This is a genomic window from Pseudomonas syringae pv. cilantro, from assembly GCF_001293775.1.
Lineage (GTDB): Bacteria > Pseudomonadota > Gammaproteobacteria > Pseudomonadales > Pseudomonadaceae > Aquipseudomonas > Aquipseudomonas syringae_P.
The window spans coordinates 148,403-172,564 of sequence record NZ_LGLN01000065.1 but is presented as its reverse complement, the minus strand read 5'-3'; the positions used below and the strand labels follow the sequence as shown (position 1 = coordinate 172,564).

23 protein-coding genes and 1 pseudogene are annotated in these 24,162 nt (G+C 58.7%); 8 read left to right on the top strand and 16 right to left on the bottom strand.

Annotation, left to right across the window (positions count from 1 at the left end; genetic code table 11):
- Nucleotides 1-2 precede the first annotated feature (2 nt).
- Genes ABJ99_RS16310 through ABJ99_RS16285 form a run of 6 tightly spaced genes read right to left on the bottom strand, consistent with a single transcriptional unit; the run spans nt 3 to nt 5,816 of the window.
- A complete protein-coding gene (locus ABJ99_RS16310; protein ID WP_054086685.1) occupies nt 3-701 on the bottom strand; it encodes an HAD family hydrolase in 699 nt (232 codons plus the stop codon).
- Nucleotides 698-2,068 (bottom strand): FAD-dependent oxidoreductase, encoded by a 1,371-nt coding sequence (locus ABJ99_RS16305; RefSeq protein ID WP_054086684.1) that lies wholly within the window; start codon nt 2,066-2,068, stop codon nt 698-700. The genes ABJ99_RS16310 and ABJ99_RS16305 overlap by 4 nt, the downstream gene beginning before the upstream one ends.
- Nucleotides 2,049-3,137, bottom strand: coding sequence for a DegT/DnrJ/EryC1/StrS family aminotransferase (locus ABJ99_RS16300; RefSeq protein WP_054086683.1), 1,089 nt, complete (start codon nt 3,135-3,137; stop codon nt 2,049-2,051). The genes ABJ99_RS16305 and ABJ99_RS16300 overlap by 20 nt, the downstream gene beginning before the upstream one ends.
- A complete protein-coding gene (locus ABJ99_RS16295; protein WP_054086682.1) occupies nt 3,134-3,646 on the bottom strand; it encodes an NUDIX hydrolase in 513 nt (170 codons plus the stop codon). Before ABJ99_RS16295 ends, ABJ99_RS16300 begins: the two co-directional genes overlap by 4 nt.
- The gene (locus ABJ99_RS16290) at nt 3,646-4,758 is read right to left on the bottom strand and encodes a DegT/DnrJ/EryC1/StrS family aminotransferase (protein ID WP_054086681.1); all 1,113 of its coding nucleotides are present in this window, start codon (nt 4,756-4,758) and stop codon (nt 3,646-3,648) included. Before ABJ99_RS16290 ends, ABJ99_RS16295 begins: the two co-directional genes overlap by 1 nt.
- Before the next feature lie 38 nt (nt 4,759-4,796).
- Nucleotides 4,797-5,816 (bottom strand): Gfo/Idh/MocA family protein, encoded by a 1,020-nt coding sequence (locus ABJ99_RS16285; RefSeq protein WP_054086680.1) that lies wholly within the window; start codon nt 5,814-5,816, stop codon nt 4,797-4,799.
- 837 nt (nt 5,817-6,653) lie between these two features.
- On the opposite strand from ABJ99_RS16285, the gene ABJ99_RS16275 reads away from it, so the two are divergent.
- Nucleotides 6,654-7,805: an MFS transporter gene (locus ABJ99_RS16275; RefSeq protein ID WP_054086678.1), complete on the top strand. Its 1,152-nt coding sequence runs from the start codon at nt 6,654-6,656 to the stop codon at nt 7,803-7,805.
- 6 nt (nt 7,806-7,811) lie between these two features.
- On the opposite strand, the gene ABJ99_RS16270 is transcribed toward ABJ99_RS16275, so the two are convergent.
- From ABJ99_RS16270 to ABJ99_RS16260, 3 genes are all read right to left on the bottom strand, one after another.
- Nucleotides 7,812-8,645: a PhzF family phenazine biosynthesis protein gene (locus tag ABJ99_RS16270; protein ID WP_054086677.1), complete on the bottom strand. Its 834-nt coding sequence runs from the start codon at nt 8,643-8,645 to the stop codon at nt 7,812-7,814.
- A gap of 484 nt (nt 8,646-9,129) precedes the next feature.
- The gene (locus tag ABJ99_RS16265; RefSeq protein WP_054086676.1) at nt 9,130-9,567 is read right to left on the bottom strand and encodes an ATP-binding protein; all 438 of its coding nucleotides are present in this window, start codon (nt 9,565-9,567) and stop codon (nt 9,130-9,132) included.
- Between the two features lie 75 nt (nt 9,568-9,642).
- Nucleotides 9,643-10,125 (bottom strand): multidrug/biocide efflux PACE transporter, encoded by a 483-nt coding sequence (locus ABJ99_RS16260; RefSeq protein ID WP_080378190.1) that lies wholly within the window; start codon nt 10,123-10,125, stop codon nt 9,643-9,645.
- 99 nt (nt 10,126-10,224) lie between these two features.
- Between ABJ99_RS16260 and ABJ99_RS16255 the strand changes: the two genes are divergently transcribed.
- Nucleotides 10,225-11,109 (top strand): LysR family transcriptional regulator, encoded by an 885-nt coding sequence (locus ABJ99_RS16255; RefSeq protein WP_054086674.1) that lies wholly within the window; start codon nt 10,225-10,227, stop codon nt 11,107-11,109.
- 73 nt (nt 11,110-11,182) lie between these two features.
- Nucleotides 11,183-11,407 (top strand): DUF6434 domain-containing protein, encoded by a 225-nt coding sequence (locus ABJ99_RS16250; RefSeq protein WP_054086673.1) that lies wholly within the window; start codon nt 11,183-11,185, stop codon nt 11,405-11,407.
- Nucleotides 11,408-11,448: 41 nt separating this feature from the next.
- Here ABJ99_RS16250 and ABJ99_RS16245 read toward each other — a convergent pair whose 3' ends face one another.
- Together ABJ99_RS16245 and katB are read right to left on the bottom strand one after the other, a co-directional pair.
- A complete protein-coding gene (locus ABJ99_RS16245; RefSeq protein ID WP_054086672.1) occupies nt 11,449-12,015 on the bottom strand; it encodes an ankyrin repeat domain-containing protein in 567 nt (188 codons plus the stop codon).
- Between the two features lie 60 nt (nt 12,016-12,075).
- Complete coding sequence (gene katB, locus ABJ99_RS16240; protein WP_054086671.1) at nt 12,076-13,581, bottom strand: catalase KatB; 1,506 nt, start codon at nt 13,579-13,581, stop codon at nt 12,076-12,078.
- 560 nt (nt 13,582-14,141) lie between these two features.
- Here katB and ABJ99_RS16235 point away from each other — a divergent pair.
- The 4 genes and pseudogenes from ABJ99_RS16235 to ABJ99_RS16225 all read left to right on the top strand — a co-directional run bounded on the left by ABJ99_RS16235 (nt 14,142) and on the right by ABJ99_RS16225 (nt 17,699).
- Nucleotides 14,142-14,852 (top strand): GNAT family N-acetyltransferase, encoded by a 711-nt coding sequence (locus ABJ99_RS16235; RefSeq protein ID WP_054086670.1) that lies wholly within the window; start codon nt 14,142-14,144, stop codon nt 14,850-14,852.
- Between the two features lie 209 nt (nt 14,853-15,061).
- Nucleotides 15,062-15,844, top strand: a pseudogene (locus ABJ99_RS29915) (MCP four helix bundle domain-containing protein); the annotation flags it as partial.
- On the top strand, nt 15,839-16,702 hold the full coding sequence (locus ABJ99_RS29910) for a methyl-accepting chemotaxis protein (protein WP_411431747.1): 864 nt from the start codon (nt 15,839-15,841) through the stop codon (nt 16,700-16,702). The pseudogene ABJ99_RS29915 and the gene ABJ99_RS29910, both read left to right, overlap by 6 nt.
- A gap of 139 nt (nt 16,703-16,841) precedes the next feature.
- The gene (locus ABJ99_RS16225; protein ID WP_054086668.1) at nt 16,842-17,699 is read left to right on the top strand and encodes a CAP domain-containing protein; all 858 of its coding nucleotides are present in this window, start codon (nt 16,842-16,844) and stop codon (nt 17,697-17,699) included.
- 4 nt (nt 17,700-17,703) lie between these two features.
- Here the strand turns inward: ABJ99_RS16225 and ABJ99_RS16220 are convergent, their stop codons facing one another.
- The 3 genes from ABJ99_RS16220 to ABJ99_RS16210 form a co-directional block, all read right to left on the bottom strand.
- Complete coding sequence (locus ABJ99_RS16220; RefSeq protein WP_054086667.1) at nt 17,704-18,132, bottom strand: nuclear transport factor 2 family protein; 429 nt, start codon at nt 18,130-18,132, stop codon at nt 17,704-17,706.
- Between the two features lie 158 nt (nt 18,133-18,290).
- Nucleotides 18,291-19,919 carry a methyl-accepting chemotaxis protein gene (locus ABJ99_RS16215; protein WP_054086666.1) on the bottom strand — a complete coding sequence of 543 codons (1,629 nt, stop codon included), beginning with the start codon at nt 19,917-19,919 and terminating at the stop codon, nt 18,291-18,293.
- A 135-nt stretch (nt 19,920-20,054) separates the two neighbouring features.
- Entirely contained in the window at nt 20,055-20,672 is a 618-nt protein-coding gene (locus tag ABJ99_RS16210; protein WP_054086665.1) for a TetR/AcrR family transcriptional regulator, read from the bottom strand.
- A gap of 196 nt (nt 20,673-20,868) precedes the next feature.
- On the opposite strand from ABJ99_RS16210, the gene ABJ99_RS16205 reads away from it, so the two are divergent.
- Nucleotides 20,869-21,390 (top strand): DUF3237 domain-containing protein, encoded by a 522-nt coding sequence (locus ABJ99_RS16205; RefSeq protein WP_054086664.1) that lies wholly within the window; start codon nt 20,869-20,871, stop codon nt 21,388-21,390.
- Nucleotides 21,391-21,451: 61 nt separating this feature from the next.
- Here ABJ99_RS16205 and ABJ99_RS16200 read toward each other — a convergent pair whose 3' ends face one another.
- Together ABJ99_RS16200 and ABJ99_RS16195 are read right to left on the bottom strand one after the other, a co-directional pair.
- On the bottom strand, nt 21,452-23,572 hold the full coding sequence (locus ABJ99_RS16200) for a TonB-dependent siderophore receptor (RefSeq protein ID WP_080378180.1): 2,121 nt from the start codon (nt 23,570-23,572) through the stop codon (nt 21,452-21,454).
- Nucleotides 23,573-23,690: 118 nt separating this feature from the next.
- On the bottom strand, nt 23,691-24,131 hold the full coding sequence (locus ABJ99_RS16195; RefSeq protein WP_054086663.1) for a GNAT family acetyltransferase: 441 nt from the start codon (nt 24,129-24,131) through the stop codon (nt 23,691-23,693).
- Nucleotides 24,132-24,162: the final 31 nt, after the last annotated feature.

Sequence of the window (24,162 nt, the reverse complement as noted above, 5' to 3'; positions counted from 1 at the left end):
GTTCAGGCGCTCCCGGTTTCGGCACGCCGTACAGGCGTGGGGGCAAAGCGTTCGAGCAGCTCGCCCAGGCCGCTGAGCAGAGGCGCGCCACTGAGGCGCAAACGCTCGCTGTCCTGATGGCCTGTGGAGACCAGCACCGGCGACCAGCCCACGGCGCGCGCCACATCGAAATCATGCAGCGTATCGCCGACAAACAACGTTCGTGAGGCAGGCGTGCCCAGCGTTTTTTGCAGCACCACGGCTTCGGCTGTCTTGCTGGTGGCCTGGTTATGGCTAAGCCCCACGACGTGTTCAAAACAGTCATACAAGCCCTTGGCATGCAGGGTCTGCACCAGCACGTCACAATGCGACGCTGACAGGACCGAGACACCAATCCCGGCGCGGCGCGCTGCATCGAGAAACTCGATCACGCCCGGTTGCAGCGGGCAATGGGCGACGTTTGCGTCAAAGTATTCAAGGTAGTGTTGAACGATGGTGGAGAACGGCACGCGGTCAAGGTCGAAGCCCAGTGCCGCATAGAAACCGGCAATCGGAAAGTCGAACCTGGCCCGGTACTGTTCTGCGGTGATGGGGGCGACGCCAAAGTGCTCGCCGCAGCGGTTCACGGCGAAAACAGCCAGATCGATGTCGTCGATCAGGGTACCGTTCCAGTCGAATACCACCTGTTCGATGCCGGAGAAATGCAGGGGATCGTCGATCATTGTCGAGTAGTCCGGGAAAGTAGGGCGTTGAGTGCGATACGCGACACAATGGCTGGCGCATAGAGCCGGCTCGGTTCTACCACCAGATTGGTCACACCGATCTGCGTTTCCAGTGCACGACGATTGTTCGCCGAGAGCTCACCCAACCCCGCGCCGTACCAATGGTCGAAGCGCGTGCGCCAGGTGCGCTCACCCGAAGTTTCCGGGAAGCGAAAATCTTCGGTGGTGGCCATGTTCCAGGCTCCGTCCACCACTGCGCACAGCGAGCCTTGCAATTTCTGGCAACCAAGCGAGCGGTCGAGCAAGGCGTCAAGGTGGTTGTCGATGCAATCGGCTTCGAGCGCACCGATGGTCATGCCTTGGCTGTAAAGCGGATTCATGCTGCTCAAGGCGTCGCCCACTACCAGCAAACCTTCTGGCCAGTGCGCAAGACGGTCATAGTGAGTGCGGCGACTGCCGGGCATCTTGAAGGTGAAGACCTCCGACAATGGCTCGGCCTGGCGAATGACATCGTGGATGTCCGGCACGGGGAGGCTGGCCAGTGCTTGCAGGAACTGGTCCGGGTCCTTGCCGGGAAAGTTGCCGAACCAGCCGCCGGTGGTCACCATCCAGCGATCGCCCTCAATAGGGCTGATGACGCCCATCGAGCGCTGGGCCGGGGCCGTCGGCAGCACCAGCAGTACTTGCCATTGTTCGGCGAAGGCGGGGAGGCGTTTGTAGATGCGCGATGCGTAACCCAGTTCGGTCTTGACCACGCTGTTCTGCACGACACCCAAGCCTGCCTCTTTCAACCAGGCGGGCATGTGTGTGCCCCGGCCGCTGGCGTCTATCAGCAGGTCGCAAGGCAGGCTGCGTTCGCCCGAGCCGTCGTCGATCACCACGCCGCGCACCTGTGGTGAATCTTCGGCTCCGGCAAGCTCCATGCGCGTCACCCGCGTGCCGGACAGGACAGTGACCTGCGGTACTGTTGTCAGGCAGCGACGCAACTGATTGTCGATAAGCCTGCGGCTGCAATAGTGGGCCTCGATACCGCTGCGATAGCGGTTTTTCCAGCGGCCGCGCTGATACCACTTCACATCGTGTCCCAGGTCCGCTACCTGAGCGCCGTTGTGTTCCAGCGCACTCAGCAGCACCGGAAATATTCGCTCCATGATCTGCTTGCCGCGCAACAGCAACAGGTGCACGTGGTGCTCCTGCGGGATGCTCTGGCGTGGCCCTGTTTCATCGTAAAAGTCACTTTTTTCGACCACGGTGACGCGTTTGAAGCGGCGCGCCAGCACGGCGGCGGTCAGGCAGCCAGTGACACTGCCACCGATCACCACCGCATGGTCCGAGCGGCGGGCCGTTTCAGCCTGGAGAGTAGCCATTGAGCACCTCGGCGATGTAGTTCAGGTCGTCGTCCGGCAGGTTCGGATGCAAGGGCACCGTCGTCAGTGAACGCAGCAACCTGGCAGCGTTGGGGCAGTCGCGGTGATAGCGGGTCAGCAGCGGCAGTTGGTAAAGCGGCTGGTTGTCATACTTGCCGATGTCCGACTCGATGCCGTGACGTTGCTGGTAATGCACCAGTTGGCGACCGTCGTGCCCTACCGACTGCAGAAGCAGCGAATAGGCATTGACTGCACCGCCGGTGATGACCGGCAGCTCGCGAAAGGCAGGGTTATCGAGCAGCGACAGCAGCTTTTCGCGGTTTCTCAGCCGCCGTTCAAGGTGCGCGTAAAGCTGGCGCGAGCGTGCCAGACCCAGGGCCGCCTGCAGACCGCCCAATTTCAGATTGATGCCCAACGATTCGCCCGCCAGGTTGCCGAAACGGGTGTAGGCACGGATACGTCTGGCCCGGCCATCGTCATCGGTCATCACGAAGCCGCCTTCACCGGTCGAGATGAACTTGCAGTCATGGGTACTGAAACAGCTGATATCGCCATGACGCGCGAGCCATGTGCCGTTCAGCCGGGTCATGTGGGCGTGGGCCAGATCCTGAATCAACGGGATACCGGCTTGCTGGAGAAACGCCCAGGTGTCATTAGAGCGAATCGGATAGCCCCACATGGGGACTTCGATAACGGCACAGGTACGGGTACTGATACAGCGCCTCAGGTCCTCCGGATCCAGGCCGAAACTGTCCGGCGCAACATCGCAGAATACTGGCACCAGCCCCAGCGAAAGAATCGGCAACACCGTGCAGATCGGTCCGGTCGGGGCGACGATGACTTCGTCGCCCGGCTGGAAATCGACACCCGCCAGTGCCGCTGTCACCGATGCCGCACCCGAAGACACAGCGATCACATGCTTGATGCCATACAGTGCAGAAAGCGCTGCTTCGTACTCTTCGACAATCGGTGAGGTGCCCGTCAGACCCGAATCCAGTGCCCGCTCCAGCTCGCGCAGGTCATCGATCGAATGCATCGGGCCTTTCTGAGTGATGGTTCGAAGGTTCATGGCGACACCTTCATCCCCACCAGGTCCCACAGCGCGTCGTCTGCAAAGACCCGGTCCACCATGCGCCGGAAGTTGGGAAACATCTTCAGGTCTGCGGTTTCCTGAAGGCTGAAAAACCGCGCATGCTCGACTTCTCTGTCGTCCGGGCAGGCGCGCAGGCGGGTTGCCGTGACATAAATCAGGTCCAGGTGATAATGCGGGCCGCGCTTGTCGTCGATGTATTCGCACAGCACCCGATAAGGCTGATGCAACACGGTGACATCGGTTTCGACATCGGCCAGCGCCTCATCGCGTTCGCCGAGCAGCTCGGCATGAATGCCGGTTTCTTCGAAAATCTCCCTGAGCACAGCGACGTCCGGGGTTTCTCCCTGTTCGATGTGGCCGCCCGGATACAGCCAGACGCCCAGCTTGCGGTGATGCAACAACAGCATCTTCCGGTCCGGATTCAAGACGAATCCGGACGCGGTGAAATGCCGATCCAATTGTGAGCGATCGAGGGCGTCGGTCATTACGCGGCACCGTACTGATTAATGCGATCAGCCATGTAGTCCAGCTCCGCCAGGGTGATGTCCGGGTGCACCGGAATCGTCGTCATGCCTGCCAGCAACGCCTCGGCGTTCGGGCATTCGTTGCGGTAGTGCGCCAGCACCGGAAACTCATAAAGCGCCTTGCAGCCGTAGCGCTTGATATCGGAGGGGATACCGGCGTTATCCAGGTAATCGATGAACGCGCGGTTGTCGGCAAAGTGCAGTTCCAGGTTGAGGAAGTAATAATTGGGCTGGCCACCGTCGATGATTTTCTTCTCGCGAACCTTGCTGTGATCCAGCTTGCCTAGAAAGTAGGCGGCGTTCTCTCTGCGTTTCTGGATCTGGCCGGCCAGTGATGACAGGCGGCTGCCACCCAGGGCCGCTGGCAATGCGGCGAGCTTGTAGTTGAGGCCGAAGTCTTTACCGTTGAGGTTGCCGAAGCGACTGTAGTCGCGGCTGCGTTGTGCCAGCGCATCGTCATCGGTGAGAATAAAACCCCCTTCGCCGGTCGCCAGTGGCTTGCGCTCATGGGTGCTGAAACAGGACAGGTCGCCGAACTGCGACAGCGGGCGGCCCTTGAGCGTTGTGCCATGAGAGTGCGCCAGGTCCAGAATGAGTTTGATGCCCAACTCATGAGTCAGCGCGCGCAATTCGTCGACTTCTGTCGGGTAGCCCCACATCGGGATATCGATGATTGCCTTGGTGCGCGGCGTCATTCGCGCCTTAATCGACGCCGGGTCTGCGCCAAAACCGTGGGCGCGGGTATCGACGAATATCGGATTGGCCCCGGCAGCAATGATCGGGTAAATAGTGCATAGCGGGCAGCTGGGCGTCAGCAGGACATCGTCGCCCGGCCCCACGCCCGATGCGTAAATGGCCACGCTGAGCGCGGCGCCGCCGGAAGACACGGCAATTGCGTGCTGCGCTTCGAACCATGCGGCAAGTTTGTTTTCGTACTCGCTGACTACATCGCTGGTGCCCGACAGCGGACGCTCAAGGGTCAGCTGCAGGGTCAGCAGGTCGTCGGTATACGACGGACGGTATTTATCAGACACAGGTGGTCGGGCAGTTACAGCACTGGAAAGAAGGGTCATGTCGAGGCTCCGCAAACAGGCGTTGGATTGGCGTACGGTCAAGCGCTCAGCGCAAGGTCTGGTCGGGCGACGGCGTCTGCATGGCAGATGCTTTCGATGACTGCGTAGGTGGGCCGCAGGCTTTCGAAACTGGCCTCATAAGCGGTGTTGTGGCGTACGGCATGGAAAAACTGCTCCAGTTCGCCAAAGTAGCCGCTGCGCTCATAACCTGAGTCAAGCGGGCCCGGCTGCCATGCGCCTCTCCAGCGTTTGGCCGGTCCGGTAGCGCTGGTGCCGTGTTCCGGCTCGTGCATGGTGATGTTCCACAGGTTGTTGAGCTCGACCATCATCGAGTTGGAACTGACGATCTTCATGTCGAATTCGAAGTAGGGGAACAGGGTGCCGCTGAGCAGGCTGACGCTGGCACCGGTGGTGAACTGCAACTCCAGACTCACCAGCAGCGAGTCGCCGTGGCGCTGCACTCGGGATTCGATATCGCGCAGTTCGCCGCCACCGAAGGTGACGCCCAGGTCAATGGTGTGAATGGCTTGCGCGAGCAAGAAAGAGCGTAACGTCGAGTCGAGGCCCCAGAGTGGTGAGGTGGGCTTGCTGGCGTAGTGATTGAGCTGAGTATGCACGATCTTGCCGAATTGCTCGGTACTGGTCATCTGGCGCAATTGACGCATGGGTTTGGCAAACTTGAAGTTCATGCCAACGCCGGTAATCACGTTCGCGCGGTGGCTGGCAGCGATCAGTTCTTCAAGTTCGGCGAGGGTGAAGCAGGGCGGCTTCTCGACGAAAACATGCACGCCTTTGGCCATCGCCTTGAACGAAAGATCGCGGTGGGCCTGGGGCGGACAGGCCATGATGACGGCATCGAGCGCTGCAGATGCAAGCATCTCGTCGAAGTCGTCCGTGATCATTACATTGGATACGAAACGATTGATTTGCTCGGCCCTGCCACGGTCGCTGTCGCAGACCGCGACGATGCGAATATCCGGCATTTGCAGAAGTGTGGGCAGCAGATTTTCCTGCATCTGTGCGCCGAGACCAACGATACCAACTTTGAGTCCAGTCATAATCATCTCCGTTTTGAAAAGTTAGATGTTCTTCATTGGAAAATAAGAACGAGCGCACATACGAATTCCGTAACGGGTTGCCGGGTGGGCAAACCGAATGAGTTCAGCGTTCGTCGTAAGTTGGTAGAGCAGGGCAGAAAGGCCCTAACGTGCGGGATCACTTTGACAGCGAAGACTTCCATTGCCCGTTGCAGGCCAGCAGCTGACTGATGTTTTCAATGCAGGCGCGTCCGCGTGCAGAGGCAACCTGTGCGTGTTGCACATCAATTCATGGGGGCCATGGGGGTAAAGGTCGAGCGCGCCAAAAAAGCGGGAACACAGGGCGCTTCCGTTGTTCAGACTGCTCTCGGGGAGGCTGAGCAGGCTTGCAGCGAGCTCAGTTTGTACATTGAGCGAGGAGGGGTAGCTTTTTTACGGTCAGCATTCATAACGCGAATCCTCCATGAAGAACTGTTTCTCCCTGTTCCGCCAGATGCTCTACTTGAGGTCATTGGCGAAAGTTAGTGGCACTAACCAAGTGCGGGGTTGAATCTACCTCAGCACTTTTAATCTGGCAATAAACGGTCATAGATCGAAAAATCATAAAAAAAGGTTAGTTAACTTATCTTTAGTATTAGCTGAAAAAAAAGGATCCAAAATGCTTTTGATATTTAAGGGTTTTTCCAGAGCGCACCAAAAAATGCTGGCTTTATGCCGCTTTTTGATCAACAAATTATTCATGTGAAAAAGTGAGGTCGACACCGTTTTTGCTGTCCGCTTATCATATGTTTGTTTAATTAATTAGTTTCAGGCGGTCACGTTTGTCGACTCGACCAGCCCGCTTGGAAAGGAGCATGCATGACCTCTTTCAGCACCGCAGCCCAGGACGCCAAGGCTCGGGCAGAACAGTCTTCGACGCGTATCGCGTTTTTCATCGCCGGTTTCAGCGTGGCGTCGTGGGCGCCGCTGGTGCCTTACGTCAAGCAAAGGATGGGACTCGATGAGGGCACGCTGGGCCTGTTGCTGCTGTGCCTTGGCGTGGGCTCGATCATTTCTATGCCGCTGGCGGGCGCGCTGGCCGCGCGGTTCGGGTGTCGGCGCTTGCTGGTCTGTTCGACGCTGTTGATCTGCCTGTGCCTGCCGTTGCTGGCGACGATCTCCAGTCTGCCGTTATTGATCGCCACGCTGTTTCTGTTCGGCGCAAGCATGGGCGGGGTGGATTGCACGGCCAACGTCCAGGCGGTGATTGTCGAGCGCAACAGCGGCAAGACCATGATGTCGGGGTTTCACGGCCTGTTCAGCCTCGGCGGAATCGTCGGCGCAGCCGGTGTTGCGGGCTTGCTCAGCCTCGGCATCTCGCCGTTCTATTCGATGCTGGTGGTGGTCGTGCTGACGCTGGTTGCTTTGGCCAAGGCTGCGCCGAACCTGTTGCCGTACGGCAGCCCATCGGATGGGCCGGCCTTTGCGGTCCCGCGTGGCGTGGTGCTGTTTATCGGGCTGCTGTGCTTCACTGTTTTTCTGGCCGAAGGTGCAATGCTCGACTGGAGCGCGGTGTTCCTCACCTCGTTGCGCGGCGTTGAAGCGTCCTATGCCGGGCTGGGCTACGCGGTGTTCGCCGCAACCATGACCCTGGGTCGACTGTTCGGCGACGCGGTCGTGAAACGGGTTGGCTCCAACCGGGTCATCATTCTGGGTGGCTTGTGTGCAGCGGGCGGTCTGGCTGTCGCCACGCTGATCCCGGTCTGGCAGGCGGCGCTGCTCGGGTATGCGCTGGTGGGCGCTGGTTGTTCGAACATCGTACCGGTTTGCTACAGCGCGGTCGGCCGGCAGAAAACCATGCCGGAAAGCGTGGCAATCCCGGCAATCACCACCGTGGGCTACGCCGGGATTCTGATCGGCCCTGCGGCCATTGGTTTCATTGCCCACATCAGCAGCCTTGAACTGGCGTTCATGATCGTTGCCGTGATGTTGCTGGGCGTGGCAATGGGTGGCAGCAAACTCAGGACCTGATAGACACTACAACCTGCGCGCCATTCCCGAGACCCGGATCGAGCTGCCCGGTTGTTCCGGGATTTCGGCGCGCAAACGCGATGGGCTGCCTATGTCTTCGCCTTGCAGAATGTCGATCAGCCCGCCGTGCGGCCAGCCGATGTCACGCAGATAGCCGCCCAGCGCGGCTGTGGCGGCACCGGTGGCGGGATCCTCGTAAACCCCGCCGAACGCGAACGGGTTGCGGGTATGAAACATCTGATCGGTTTCTGCCCAGGCCAGCAGAATCGTTGCCCAGCCCTCACGCACCATCAGCTCACGCCCGGCCTGTTGGTCGTAACGCATGGCCTTCAGTGCTGCACGACTGTTCAGCGCCAGAATCAGATGCCCGGCACCGCCGTTGATGTGTGCCGGCGTGATGCGCTGATCCAGATCGCTGGACGTATAGCCGAACAGCGCCAGAGCTTCTTCCAGCAAGTGCGCATTGATTGGCTTGCTGAAGGTGGGCGGCGACTGCAGCGCTGCCGACGTCAGCGAGCCCCGAGCATGTCCTTCCACCGTGATCTGTGCCTGATTGAGCGTCAGATCGTACACGCCGTCGCCGTGTTGCGCGGCCAGCGCTGCACCCAGCGCGATGGTCGCGTGCCCGCAGAACGGCACCTCGGCCAGCGGCGAAAAGTAACGCACCCGCCAGCCGTTTTCGGTGGGAGCGGCAAAAGCCGTTTCGGAAAAACCGACGTCGGCTGCAATCTGTTGCATGACGGCGGCGTCGGGCAGCGATTCGCCTATCCATACGCCTGCCGGGTTGCCGCCGCGCTCCCCATCGCTGAACGCTGCCAGTTTTATGATTTTAGTGTTCATGGGCCAAGGTCCTTGCCATGGTGGTCAGTGGCGGACAGTGTGCTTTGTAGACGGGGGGATAAGCCAGTGAGAAAGGCGGGAAGTATATGGAAACACTGCTGTCACTTCTGCAAGAAGTGTCTGATCGTTGTAGCGTAGGGGAGCCAGCGGGTGGCCTCAATCTCCTGACGAAAATAATCGTTACGTTCAGCGTCTGACCACGAAGCTATCTCGCATAGATCCGCATCGTGCAGCTTGCGATAGCTGCGCACTGCGTTCGCACGGGCACCCTCAAGCGCTGAATGGTCTCCGTGGCGCAGCTATTTTCGTGATCATTCAGGTTGTTACGGGCGAGTACCTTTCCGGAAGAATGAAAATACAGGTAATGCTCTGGATCATGTTCGTCAGGTTTGATGAGAAGCCCGGGGTCATAGGCAGGAGCCGAGCGTCGATCCTTGTGATGGCCGCAATGTTGCGGACTGCCACATGCAAGGAAAAGGTTACTCTAGGGTCTGGAGCTGTAATAGCGCACAACGGGCAGCGAAATCGCCGAATCGCTACGCAGTATGGACTGGAGTTCTTTTCCCCAGGCAGCCAGTGGCTCGGCTTCTTTGGTGGTAGTGCGGCTTTTCGGACCATTAAGCGCTCGCTGCCAACGCATTGCAGGGTTGGACATTTCTGCACTGATGACCACTGGAAATTGCTGCTCGCTTTCAAACCCTTCACCTACCCGCGCATACCGAGCATCAGTACGCTCGATATGCCTGGACACTCCCTGATCGAACGAGCCGACGAAGGGACCCAGAGCCGCAACAATGGCTTCCAGAACCGACGTCTTACCTTGGCCATTGCGCGCGGAAATTATCGTCAATTGCGGATCGAATTCGATATCGAACTCGGCAAAGCGGCGATAGTTCTTAAGGCAAAGTCTGGTCAGGTTCATAGGTCTCTTCTGGCTGAACGACGTTAGCACATACTAACAGCGCAGACGCCTGAACGCCCGCGCAAACCCTTCCGCTCACAGCACCTCACACCTCGACAACCGCCGCTCGACCAGCCGTTCGCGCAAAGTGTCGTAAGCCCAGTTGAATAGCAGGGTGTACGGCAGAAACATGAGCAGCAGGCCGATGTCCAGCAGGAAGGCTTGCAGCAGGCTGATCGACAGCCACCATGCGGCCAGTGGCACTACGACGAGGATGAGTCCGGCTTCGAAGCCCATGGCGTGCAGGATGCGGATCGTCAGGTTCATGGCGAAGCCGAAGCGTTTCCGAAGGCGGTCGAACAGGGCGTTGTAGAGCATGTTCCAGAGCATGGCGACGGTGGAAATCATCACGGTCATGAGGCCCATCATGGCCAGTGAGTGGTCCATCAGCCAGGCGAGCAGCGGCGCGACCAGCAGCACCCCGCCGATCTCGAACAGGGCGGCATGCAGTGCGCGTTCGCGAAGGGTTTTAGGCGCCACGGCTGGGGATGATTCGGCGTGCAGTGTGTGTTGACTCATGATCGGGCTGTCCTTGATGTTCATTCATGGCAGCATTGTCATCGGTGTTTGCGTTAATCTGAAAATCATTACCATCGGTAAAGCCGATAAGAGATCGTCATGAGTTATTCCCCCGAAGCGCTGGAAGCGTTTGTACAGATCGCCGCTCTGGGTTCGTTCAGCGCTGCCGCCCGCCGCCTGGGCAAAAGCCAGTCGACCATCAGTGAAGCGATTGCCCGCCTGGAGATCGACCTGGGGCTGGAGCTGTTTGATCGTTCGTCGCGGCAACCGGTGTTGACCGAAGCGGGGAGAGCCATGCTCGGTCGCGTCGACGACCTGCTGTGCGCTTCCGACCGGCTGCGCCGCGCTGCCGCGCGCCTGTCAGCGGGCGTCGAACCGAGGCTGACGCTGGTGTTGTCCGACGCCAATCAGTTTGCGGATTTCGAGCGGCTGATGACCGAACTGGACCAGCGTTTTCCAGAGCTGGAAATGGAGTGCGTATTTGCCGAGCACGGTGATGCGATCAATCTGGTGCAATCGGGCCGGGCTTCGCTGGGTCTGTTATCGGCGCAAGCCAGTTACCCGCCGGAGATCGGCCATGCGACGATCGATGAAAGTGCCGACTTCGGTCTGTTCGTCTCGCACAAGCATCCGCTTGCTGTGCTGGAACGGGTCGATTACCAGCAACTGGCGCGCTACCGCGCGTTGCGCCTCAACACGCTTGTCGAACACAGCATTCCTACCGATGACCTGCCGACCAGCGGCCACCGGCACTGGTCGGCACCGAATTACCTGTTGCTGATGGACATGGCAGCTTTCGGTTTTGGCTGGTCGGCATTGCCGCGCTGGCTGGTGTCGCGGTACTCGGGCGGGTTGTTGAAGGAGCTGAACGTTTCCGGCTGGCCGCGACGTTCAGCAGTGGACATCATCTGGTCGTTCCAGCGCAGTCTGGGGCCGGCGGGCGCCTGGTTGCTGGATTCGCTGGTGCCGTTTGCGGGTGAGTGAGGCTGCTCCGTAATCGCGACACTCTCGCAATTGCGCTATAAAAGAGTCGTCTCACACCGCACAGGAACTGCGCATGGCATTCGATTGGCACTCTGACCTGATCACGCGTGACACCCCGGTGGATGCCCACTATCGGAATACGCAGAACGTACGGCGTTTCCTGCTCGAACAGTGCGGCCCGCTGTTCAGGTTCGATCGCGCCTTCATGGCGTGGATCAAAAATGCCGAGCCCAAAGACATGGGCCAGGTTGCGGACGAATGGCTGAGGGTTCGGGCGCAGGCGTCAGCAGCAGGTTAACGCCGGCCCCGCGCGCCGTTAAACGTACAGGCCGACCGATGTCAGCGCGTCGGCGGTGCCTGGAACTCGCCTTTGGACAAGCCTTGCACGTCGTTGCCCATGCTGTCGCGGATGCTCAGGTCGGCGCCGTTGTCGGTCAACGCCTTGAGCACTTCGGTGCGTTTGAAAAGGGCCGCATACATGGCTGCGGTCTGTCCGGCATTGTTGGTCAGGTTCGGGCCGCAGTCGGCTTGCACCAGCCGCTTGGCGATACTCAGTTCACCCTTGAAAATTGCGCCCATCAACGCGGTATTGCCGCGGTTGTCCTTGGCACAGGGATCTGCTCCGGCATCGATCAGGCGAATCACCGAGTCTTCATGGCCATGGTAGGCGGCCAGAATCAGGCCGGTGTAGCCCTGCGGGTCACGAACGTTGAGGTCGTAATGCGCGTCGATGAAGGTGTCCAGCATCGGATTGTTGCCTTCACGAGAGGCGTCGAAGAACAGGGTGCGCAGCTGGCTGGCGGTCTGTTCAGGGGTAAGTTCTGGAGTAAGTTCCGGAGGTGGCGAAGGTTGCGCTGCGCTGGCGGCTGCGGCAAACAGCAGCAAACCGTAGATGAGGTTTTTCACGGCGTTCTCCTGGCTTGAACCGCCCCGACGCACCAGGCGCCGGGACGGGACGTCAGCTCATCAGTCTTTGAGGCTGGCAGCCAGCGACTTGACCTTGGCCAGGTCGCCCTTGGCCACTTCGGTGACCCGAGTGCCATAGGTAGGGTCGGCTTTGTAGAGGAACGACAGCATGATGTTTTTGCTTTCGGTATCGGTGTCGGCCAGCGACTCGCCGAAGCTCTGCACCAGATCCGTCTGTTCTTTCGCGTTGTAAGAACGGTACAGATCGCCCGCCTGCTTGAAGTTCTGCTCGCGCGTGATCTTCGCCTGCTGGGTGGTGCCACTGATCGGCAGCTCGCTGTAACGCGCCTTGTCATCGGAGGGACGCGGTTCCAGACGGCTTGGCTCGTAGTTCACGCCGCTGGTGGTGTGGCCGCTGTTCATCGCGCCGTCCTGATTACCGTTGTTCACGGCCACTTTAGGCTGGTTGACCGGCAGGCTCAGGCCGTTGGCGCCAAGACGGTACATCTGGGTGTCGGCGTAAGAGAACACACGACCCTGCAACAGACGGTCCTCGGAAGGTTCGATACCGGGTACCAGGTTGGCCGGAGCCATGGCGACCTGCTCGGTTTCCTGGAAGAAGTTGTCGACGTTCTTGTTCAGCACCATCTGGCCGATTTTCTTCTCCGGCACGTCAGGCCAGATCTTGGTGGCATCCAGTGGGTCGAATTCGAACTTGGCAAGGTCTTCAGGCTTCAGGACCTGAATGTAGAGATCCCATTTCGGGAAGTCGCCTTTCTTGATCGCGCCGACCAGATCATTGGTCAGATGGCTGTAGTCCTTGGACTGGACCTGAGCGACTTCTTTCGGATCGAGGTTTTTAAGGCCTTGCAGGGTTTTCCAATGGAATTTGACGTAGTGTACTTCGCCCTTGGCGTTGACCAGTTTGTAGGCGTGCACACCATTGCCGTCCATGAAGCGGTAGCCTGCTGGCGTACCTTCGTTGGAATACAGCAGGGTCAGCGTGCGAGTGGCTTCTGGAACGTGAGAGAAGAAATCAAAGCGACGCGAATCATTGTCGAGGTTGGTGCGCGGGTCAGGCTTGAACGCGTGGACCATGTCCGGGAATTTGATGGCATCGCGGATGAAGAAGGTAGGGAAGTTGTTGCCCACCAGGTCCCAGTTGCCGTCAGCTGTGTAGAATTTGGTGGCGAAACCGTGTGGGTCGCGCAGGGTTTCAGGCGAGTGATTGCCATGAACCACGGAAGAGAAACGCACGAAAACTGGCGTTTTCTCGCCTGATTTGAAGACCGTTGCCTTGCTCAGGTCGCTGATGTCGGCCGACGCAGTGAACTCGCCTTTGACGCCAGTGCCTCGAGCGTGAACCACACGCTCCGGAATGCGCTCGCGATCAAAACGCTGCAGTTTTTGCAGCAATTGCACGTCTTGCAGCAGGACTGGCCCTTGGGCGCCTGCGGTCTGGGAATTCTGGTTGTCGCCGACTTCGGCTCCATTGTCGCGGGTCAGTGTGTCGGCTGCGTAGGCTGCCGGCATGCTGATAAGGCCGACTGCAGTTAAATGAACCATGTGTCTGGACCAGTTTAATAACGGCATTTTGAATCCCTCATATTTTTTTAGTAAGCGGAATGATCTTATGCGGGCGAGGGAAAAACTGTGATTATAAAAATGCATCGGGTTGATTGATAAAAATGCGAGCGATCGACTCGAAAGTCGTTGCCTTTTCGTTGGAAAAGATGAAGTAGCGATCAGTCTGGCTCATGGCAAAGAGCCGCCTTGCACCGTTGTCTAGTTCTCTATCTATATGAATAAAAAGGATTTCTAATGAATATCGCTTCTAACCAGAATCCTGATTTCTTGCGCATATAAATATTACATAATAATGATTATCAACTTCTCTGGCGGGCAATCGTTCGTCAGGCCAGTAGTGTTATATGGAACGAGCGTACTGATTACCGCCTGAAAACGCAACACCATGATGGCTATTTGATGGTTGCTTGGATGGGTACGTGTCAAGTTGTAACGTGAGCAATCAGGAAAATACCGAATCGGCGTTGTGCTCGCGTTTAGCGTTATCATGTTTTTTGCGCCTGAACAGGCAAACCTCATATTCCGGAGTCCGCCGTCCCATGTCCACCGTCATGCTGCTGCAAACCCCGCCACCGGAGTTCATCCGCAGCCAGATTCAGCAAATGGTCGTCGATTATGTAACCGACATCAGTCTGGTCGCGATTGTGCCGAGCAATCCGCTGTACAACCTTTATCAGTACGGCGTGGGCTATGAGGTGCATCTTTATCTGAATGCCATGGACGGGTCGCAAGACCTGACCGTCGAACTGATCGTGGCACTGGATGATGACGACCCGGAAATCGTCTCGGGTTTTCTCCTTTATCTGCCCGTGCAGAACGACCCGCAGGCGTGCGCCGTGGCCTACATGGCGGTACGCGAAAGCCAGCGTCGGCAAGGTATTGCACGCGCGATGCTGGAGAAAATGGTCGCTCGTTATCCGCATGCCGAGTTGTATTGCACCGTCGACAAAGTGCCTTGCTTCGAAGCATTGGGGTTCCAGGTGCTGGGCGCACGCGGGCCGCAGGTGATCATGAACACCAGGGACCACGGCACGGACGGCTTGCTGGCGGTCATGGACATCGCGCCCATTTACAGCTCGGTGGAGGTGCGGCAGATCCATGCCTATCTGCTCAAGCAACACGGCGAGCAGGCGATGCTCGACGCGGAGAAGCAGCGCGATCGCCATCTTGACGAACTGACGCGCAAAGCCAAGGCGTACGCCGAGGGGCGTCTCGGCAGCACGGCAACCAAGACGTTTCGGTTGCACTGACAGCAGGAGTCGAGCAGTCGGAATCGAGTGCGGCGAACTGCGCTTCATTCTCATCCGCTAGTCGCAATTTTCGATTTGTCAAAGTTATTTTCAAATAACTCCGGGGGTGGCGGAACGATCCATTTGGGGTGAAGTCATTATGATATCACTGCTGTTTGAAAAATCCTTTCAGTGCCCATGCCAGCCTTCATCACCCTCGGATCAGCCTCATGAATCTCCTGCGTCAGTTAACGTTTTCGACCAAGCTTCTCTCGGCGTTCATCGCTTGCGCACTGATCACCCTGGCCGTTGGCGGCCTGGGTATGGTGGGTGTGACACGTCTGGCCGACGCGCTGGAGCGGACGTTCTCCAATAACCTGGTTTCTGTGAGCAACACCAACGAGACACTCACCCGCCTCACGGCGCATAACCGTGGCCTTTACCGCCTGCTGGACGCGCAGGACGGCGGCGTGCCCGAGACTGACAAGGAGCGTGTCCGCCAGGCGCTGGGCGATGACCTGGCACGAGCGCAGAAAGTATTCGCGATCTACCGTGCGACGCCCCTTGAAGACGACGAACGCGTGGCGGGTGACCAGTTGGAGCAAATGCTGCCTGCTTACATCGCCGGCACCCAGCAAGTGGTCGAGTTGATGAGGGCTGGCGATTACGAGAACGCCCGCAACCGGTTGAACACGTTGTCCTCGGAAGGCTTCGCCAAGGCGCGCGGTTACCTGCGGACCATGATCGAGTCCAATAATCGTCAGATCAAGGAAGGGGCCGCCGCCGCTGCCGAGCTCAAGTCCACGTCGGTGTCGATGCTGGAGGCGGGCGTAGTGATTGCCTTTCTGGTGGCGATCATGCTGGGCGTGTTGATCACTCGCATGATTACCCGGCCACTGGCCGTCGCGGTTGAAAGCGCCCGACGCATTGCTGGTGGTGACTTGACTCAGCCGATCGTTTCCACCAGCGGCGACGAGGCAGGGCAACTGCTCGATGCGTTGTCGGGTATGCAGACCGGTCTGAAAAACACCATTCTGCAGATCGCCAGTGCCGCTGACCAGTTGGCCTCCGCAGCCGAAGAGCTGAGCGCGGTGACTGATGAGAGCACGCGCGGGCTGACTCGCCAGAACGACGAAATCCAGCAGGCGGCCACTGCGGTGAACCAGATGACTGCCGCGGTCGAGGAAGTGGCGCGCAACGCGGTGTCCACGTCGGAAGCGTCCAAGGCCGCCACTGATGATGCCATCGACGGGCGCGGTCAGGTGGATCACACGGTCAAAGGCATCACGACCATGGTGCAGGAAATCACCCAGTCCACCGGCGCCGTTTCCGAGCTGGCCGGGCATGTGCGGGAAATCAGCAAGGTGCTTGACGTGATTCGCAGCATTGCCGAGCAGACCAATCTGCTGGCGCTCAACGCGGCCATCGAGGCTGCACGTGCCGGCGAGCAGGGGCGCGGTTTTGCGGTCGTGGCTGATGAAGTCCGCGCACTGGCTCACCGTACCCAAGCGTCGACTGTAGAAATCGAAGGCATGATCAGCACAGTGCAGTCCGGTGCCGACGGCGCTGTGGCGGCGATGGGTAAAAGTCTGTCGCTGGCGACCAACACTCAGGATCTGGCGCTGCGTGCCGGTGCGGCGCTGGAAAAAATCACCCAGGGCGTGGCAACCATTAACGAGCGCAACCTGGTCATCGCCTCTGCCTCCGAAGAGCAGGCTCAGGTAGCGCGTGAAGTGGACCGTAACCTGATCAACATTCAGGACCTCTCCACCCAGAGCGCAGCGGGTGCCAATCAGACCAGCGCTTCTAGCCAGGAGCTGTCCCGTCTAGCGACATCCTTCAATACACTGGTTGCCAATTTCAAGCTTTGAGCCGGGCTTGCCGGGCGGTGGTCAGGCGCGATGGCGCACCTGAGCGGACCATGGCGTTCGTCGCGCAATGAAAAAGGCGTTGCGCTTGACCGGGTGATTTCGCGCATCATAGGCGTCATCAGCCCGAGAGAGACTTTTCATGCCTGTCATTGCATCCGTTCTGCGCCTTTCATTGCTGTCACTGGGAATGATGTGTGCCAACGCTGTGTTGGCCAGTGAAGAGACGCAACTGGTCGACTCCCTCAACGCCTACCGGGGACAGGCGCAACGCTGTGGCGAGCAGGTCTCCATGGAGTTGCCGCCCCTGGCGCCTGATCCACGACTGGTCCTGCCTGCCAACGGCAACCTGGACCTGCAGCAGTCGCTGGCCCGGGCGGCCTATCCGATGGTCACCGTACAGGCGATCAGCCTGTCCGGGCCGCGCGATTCGGCAGCGGCCATGAAAGCCGTTCAGGAAAGCTTCTGCCAGGTGGTGCTGGACCCGCAATTCGTCGATATCGGTGTCAGCCGGGAAGGGCGCGACTGGCGCATCGTGCTGGCGCGCTCGCTGGTGGCCTCACGGCTGGGCGACTGGCAGGCAGAAGGGCAGAAGATTCTGCAGATGGTCAACACCGCACGCACTCAAGCGCGCCAGTGCGGCCCGCAATCCTACGCGGCCACCACGCCGCTGGCCTGGAACCAGACCCTGGGCACGGCGGCGCAAAGTCACTCGCAGGCCATGGCCAACAATAACTTCTTCGACCATAAGGATCGTGAGGGCCGCATGCCGGGTGATCGCGCCGAGCTGGCCGGGTATGTCGGCCAGCAGGTCGGTGAGAATATTGCCGCTGGCCAGGACACTGCCCGCAAGGTGGTTGATGGCTGGCTGGCCAGCCCCGGTCATTGCGCCAACCTGATGAACCCCGTTTTTCGCGAACTGGGCGCCGCCTATGCGATGGACCCGAAAAGCGATGCGGGCATCTACTGGACAGCGATGTTTGGAGCGCAGCAGCAGTGAAGAGCTAGAAGCGGAATGCCTGGCGGCCAATCAATAGCCACTGGCCGTTCTGTTTCTGCCAGATCTGGAAGTTTTCGATTTCGGTCGGCACCACTTTGCCGCTGTTCACTGCTTGCGCCGAGAAGTGATTGCGAACCATGGCGACGTCGCCCGACAGCGTGATGTTCTGGTTGAGCATTTTCAGCTCATTGAATGCGCTCTTGCCGGTTTCGATGTCTGCGATAAAAGCCTGTTTGTCCTGGATCGTGCCGCTGGAGTGGCCGTAGCTGAGGTTGTCCGCAGTCAGGGCCTTGAGTTGCACTATATCCTTGTGCCACATGGCCTGAGTCAGTTTATCGACAGCCTTTGCCACGTCGGCCTCGTCGGAGGGGGCGGCGGCAGCATAGCCTGTGAACAGGCACAGGAAGCCTAACAGCAGTGTCAGCTTTTTCATGATCGTCCCTTTTTCTTGTCATTGTAGGTGTTGGCATTGTTGGATGCCTGAGCACACTCGAACAGACGCGCATTTCATCTGTTGTCGTACAACTTAGAGGAGGGAGGTCGATCTGACAAGCGGGCGTGCCGGAAAGCAGGCTTTCCGGCACGTGAAGGTTACACGCGGAACTGTTTGGTCAGACGATTCAGGCCAGAGGCCAGCTTCGACAATTCGGCAGTAGCGATGGCGGTCTGATTCGATCCGTCGGATGTCTGGCTGGACAGGTCGCGAATGCTGACCAGACTTCTGTCGACCTCACGAGCGACCTGAGCCTGCTCCTCGGCAGCGGTCGCGATCATCAGGTTACGCTCGTTGATCTGACTGATGGAGTCGGTGATCTCAAGCAGTGCCTTGCCAGCACCGTTGGCCATTTCCAGGGTTTTGTGCGCCTGCACACTGGTTTGCTCCATCGCCGTCACCGCATTACCGGTGCCGGTCTGAATCGAGCCGACCATCTGTTCGATTTCCCGTGTCGATTGCTGAGTGCGGTGTGCCAGTGCCCGGACTTCATCCGCAACCACGGCGAAGCCTCGCCCGGCTTCCCCGGCGCGCGCAGCTTCAATCGCCGCGTTGAGCGCCAACAGGTTGGTCTGCTCGGCAATGGCGCGGATCACATCCAGAACCTTGCTGATGTCGGTGGCCATGACGGCCAGACCTTGCACTTCGGTGGACGTGATCTGCACCTTGGAGACCATCAGGTTGATCGCTGTGACCGTTTCATCCACTTGCGCACGCCCGGCCATGGCCGCCGCACTGGATTGCGAGGTCACTTCCGAGGCCGATGCGGCGTTGCCGGCGACTTCTTCAACCGCAGCGCTCATCTGATTGACGGCGGTGGCAGCCATCTCGATCTCGTTGCTCTGACGCTGAATGGTACGGGATGCGTCTTCGGTCACTGCATGCATTTCTTCAGAAGTGGCGGCCAATTGCGTGGAGGAGTCGCCAATCAGGGTCAGGGCACTGCGCAGGTTGTTTTGCATGGCTGCGAGTGCGGCAATCAGTTTCGCCGCTTCATCGGTGCCATTCTCTGGAATGTCCCTGCTCAGGTCGTTGCCGGCAATGCGTTGCGCGATGCTCAGCGACTCGCCAATCGGCCCGGTCAGGCTGCGGGTATACAGCCAGGCGAGAATGAGAGTGGTGAGCACACCCACCGTGATGAAAATACCAACCAGCCACAAGGTTTGCTGATAGGCAGTGTCTGCAGCGTCACCGGCTTTTTCAGCTTTGCCGTCGTTTACGGCAATCAGCTTCTTGAGGGTGTTTTCGACCTGATCGGCCGAATTTTTCATTTCGCCGTTGGACAGTGGCACTGCAGCTTCAAGGTTACCTGCGGCAACCAGGGCCAGATAGCGATCCTGTGTCACCTGGTAATCGCCATTGGCTTTAGTAAGCTCGCCGAAGGCCTCGCGTCCTTGCGGGGTCACGATCAACTTGCCCAGTGCATCAGAAAAGCCTGCGATCAGCGAGCGTGACTGCTGGATGTCGCTGAGCGCCTTGGTCTTTCGATCCTGCGGTTCGATCGGGTTTCGTACGCGAGCATTATTACCCCGGATAGTCACGAACTCCCGATCCATCGAAGCGAGCAGCTTCACGCTTGGCAGTACATTGTTTTCGATAAATTTTTCCGCAGCGTTGAGTTCAGCCGCTTGACGCAAGGCAAGCAGTCCCAAGGCAATGATCATCAGGCAGAAGACACCGAAGCAAAGTGCCGAACGTGGGGCCAGGTTGAGTTTTCGCAGGATCATGGGTGTTTCTCCAGAAGGGGCAAAATGCTATCGCCCTCAAGCGGATTAACTTGGCTCTAAAAGAGTGACCAAATGTTTCAGGGCGGTTGCAAAGTCAGATTCCGCACCTGTGGCTACTGGGTGCAGCCCGCCGTATCAACGTTTTTCCATACCCGCCATGAAGGTATCCACTGCACGCTCGACCATGGCGCGGATCTGCTCGATGCTCAGCGGCATGGGCGCCTGCTGGTACAGGCGAATGTCGGTTTCTGCAGTCAACAGCGAGGTGAGCTGCAGCGCTGCGATGTGCGGATCAGCGTCACGCAACTGTCCCCGCTGTATGGCCAGCGTCATCAGCGAGGTTACCGTCTGGAGACATTCTCTGGGGCCTGAGTCATAGAACATCATGCCGATCTCCGAGTGCCCTGACTCGGCGACCACCATGCGATAGACGGCAAGTGCCTTATCATCATTGATAAGCACCATAAGCATACGCTCACCGAACCGGGTGAACAGCGTCCTTAAGTCGACCTCTGAATCTTCGTGAACCGTCAGCTCGGAGACCGCCTCGGCGAGGTGCGCCGTTGCAAGCCTGTTGACCACCGCGACGAACAGTTCTTCCTTGGAAGGAAAGTAGCTGTAGATTGTTGCTTTAGAGCCGCCCATGCGTTTGGTGACTTCATTCATCGAAGCGCGCTCGTAGCCCATTTCAAGAAAGACGCTTGCAGCCGCATCGATAATGGCTTCGCGGCGAGCTTCAGTACGCACCTTCATTGATATCCTCAATCCCTTAGTGAACCGTTAGGTACAGTAAGCGCAAAATTCTCTAGACTGGAACTGAACCGTTCGGTACGATTTCAGTCGGTTGCGTGGAGCTTACTGGAAAAGGAGGCCCAGATAAATGCCGATAGATGGATGCCCCTTCAATTCTGCCAATTGACACGTGTTCAACGATGGAGTGAACAGGTCCATGAACATCATCGATTTCAAGAAACCCGTTAAAAGCTCCCTTCGTGGAAATACGTCAGCGGCACCGGTGCTCGAGAAAGTACTGACCGTCATTCTGAAAACCGACGTTCCGGTGCTCATGGGCATCTGCAACGATGGTTTGCGCAGTAACAGCCTGATCCTGGGGGGTGAGTTCCGCGGCGAATTCATCAGCGGTACGGTACTTTCCGGCGGCAGTAACTCGCTTGTCGAGTTGTCATCCGAACTCGCCTTTCTGGACACTCGTTTTACGTTGATCACCCGACTGGGCGAGCTGATCAACGTTGAAAGCAGGGGCGTGTTGTGCATGGATGAAGCCGGGCAGCAAGAACTGCAGAACGGCATCTGGCCAATCAGCGAAGGCCATTATCAATGCACATGTACGCCTCGCTTTCAGGTTTCCCTGGGCCCTAATGAATGGCTGGAAAAAAGCGCCTTCATCGGCAAGATCGACCATATCCATGCCAATGAAACCTTGATCAGCTTTTATAGAATGAAGTTCTGATTCCAGCACTGGCAAACAATGCGCGCCTGAACTCATCGTTCAGGCGCTGAAGCCGGCCAAACTAGAACGTGACGCTGGCGCTGAGGCGGGCAGTGCGGGGTTCACCCACGTTGACCTGCAACGCGTTGCCGGTGCTGGACGGGTAATACTGTTTGTCGAACAGGTTATCCACATTCAATTGCAGACGCGTCTTGTAGCCCGCCATCGGCAGGTCCCAGCGCAGGAACGCATCGGCCACGGTGTAGCTGCTCATGTAGAACGTATTGGCGTCGTCGCCAGCCCGCTCGCCGACATAGCGCGCGCCGCCGCCGGCATGCCAGTCGCCGAGTCCGGACGGAACTTGCAGGTGGTGACTGAGGTACAGGCTGGCGGTATGTTTCGGCGCCTGACTCAAACGATTACCCTCGGTTTCAGGGTCATCGAGCACTTCGGTGTGCGTGTAGGCGTAGGTGCCGATCATGTCCCAGCGCTCGGCGATACGGCCGGTCACGTCCAGCTCCACGCCCTGTGAGCCGACTTTGCCAGCCGCTTCGCTGACGCCGGTAACGCCTGTGGCAGTCACGACGTTTTTCTTTTCGATGTCGAACACGGCGAGGTTGATGTTGAGCTCTGGTGCCAGCGCATATTTGGCGCCCACCTCGTAACTGCGGCCCTCTTCAGGGTCGAACGTCGTGCCGTCGTCATTCACGTCTTCGTTGGGCACGAACGAGCGGCTGTAGTTGCCGTACAGCGAGAGATCGTCGTTGACCTTGAACACCAGGCCTGCCATCGGCAGGAAGATATCGTCATTTTTGTCCAGGTTGGTGTCGCGGCTGGCACCCATTCCCTGAGCGATGTACTGGTCATAGTGCTGATAGCGGCCACCGAGGACCAGAATCCAGCGGTCATTCAGGTGCCAGTTATCCTTGATGTACAGCGACGTGGACGTCAGCTGATTGCTGAGGTTGCTGGTAGCCCGATTGATAGCGCTTGGCTCGGCCAGGCTGCCATAGCTGGGCGAGAAGATATTGAAACCGCCCTGAACCGCATTGCGATAAATCTTGCCGCGATACTTGTCGGAGTCTTCCTGCTCGGCACCGATCAGCAGATCATGTTGCTGGCCCAGAATGTCCTGCTTGCCGATGAAGTCCCAGCTGGCATAACGCGTTTCGTAATCATAATGGCCGCCATTGGCCTGGCGACGCAGCACGCCGCTGCCGGACAGGGTGCTTGGCTGGGCAATCGAAAGGCTGTAGCGGTCGTTGTTCCAGCCGTAGGTGAGGCGGGTTTTCCAGTCGTCGCTGAGCTGGTACTCGAACCGTGCGGTCGCTGTTTCGCTGATGCCGACCGTGTTGGCCCATTTTTCGTCCAGTCGCTTTTTATAGCTGATATCGGCCGGATGGCCGTTAGTGAAGACGGTGCCGCGGTCGAACGGGCTGATGTAATCGTTGTATTCATAGGCCAGCGTCAGACTGGCGCGTTCGCCGCTCCACGAAAGGGAGGGGGCGATCAGGGTGTGCTGATCAACGCCGTAGTTGCGCCAGTAATCTTCGCTCTGACGTTCGGTCACCAGGCGGTAGGCCAGCCCCGAGTCGCCCAGCGGGCCGGTGGTGTCGACGCCAAAGCTGCCGCCGCCTTCGCTGTACGAGGAACCACTCAGGGTGGTGCTTTGCACATACTGCGGCTGCTTGCTGATCACATTGATCACGCCCCCCGGTTCCATTGCGCCGTAAAGCAGCGAGGCCGGGCCCTTGAGTACCTCGACTCGCTCGGTGGTCGCGCCGAAGTTCCTGGACACCACCGAGCGCACGCCGTCGCGCAGGATCGAGCCATCATCGTTGGTGCCAAAGCCGCGCTTGACCAGCGAGTCCTTGGTGTTGCCCAGCGTGTTGCCTTGACTGACGCCGCTGACGAACTTCATGGCGTCGTCCAGCGAGCGCACGTTGTAATCGGCGATGGTCTGTGGCGTCACGACGTTGACCGACTGGGCTTCCTCCTTGATCGGCACATCACTCTTGCTCGCGGTGCTGGTGCTCTTGGCGCTGTAGCCTTCCTGGCTTTCGGTGGCCGCAGCAGAAACCTGCGTGGCGGGCAACGTAGCGGTTTGGGCGGCATTGACTGCGCCGCTGGAGAGCATGACCAGCGACATCGCGGACAGCAGGAAAGGGCCATTACGACGAATGCGTTGGGAGGAGGTGCTCAAGGAAGGTGCTCTATCAGGACGTTAATAGCAATAATTGTAATTTGATATTGATTCTCATGTAAATAAATGATTCTTTCTGTGTCCGCTTTTCTTGACCGTCGAACAGCCTATCAATGGCTCAGGATGGCGCGAGCACGTTGGCGTCAATCCGCTTGCCCATGCTGATGATGGGCTCTTGGGTGTAGCCCAGCGTCCGGTAAAAAGCCTGCACCGATTCGTTGAGCGTGCGCACCTGCAGGTTGATCTTCACGCAGCCACGTTCGGTCAGCGCCTGTTCGGCGTGTTTCACCAGCGCCGACCCCAGGCCCTTGCCACGTTGTTGCGGGTCGACCGCCACCGAATACAGCCAGCCGCGATGGCCGTCGTAGCCGGCAAGAATGGTCCCGACCACTGCGCCGTTCAGCAGGGCCACGAAAAACAGCCGGTCCTCGACAGCGCGTTTCTTGTCGATCGACAGGTCCGGACGGTTATGTGGCTGGTCGTCGTTGAAGACCGTCCTCCAGAGCTGGATGACGGCGAGGCGGTGTTGCGGGTCCGAGTATTCGACAATGGCATTCATCGCACAGTCCTTGAGTGACGGGCTGGCAGAT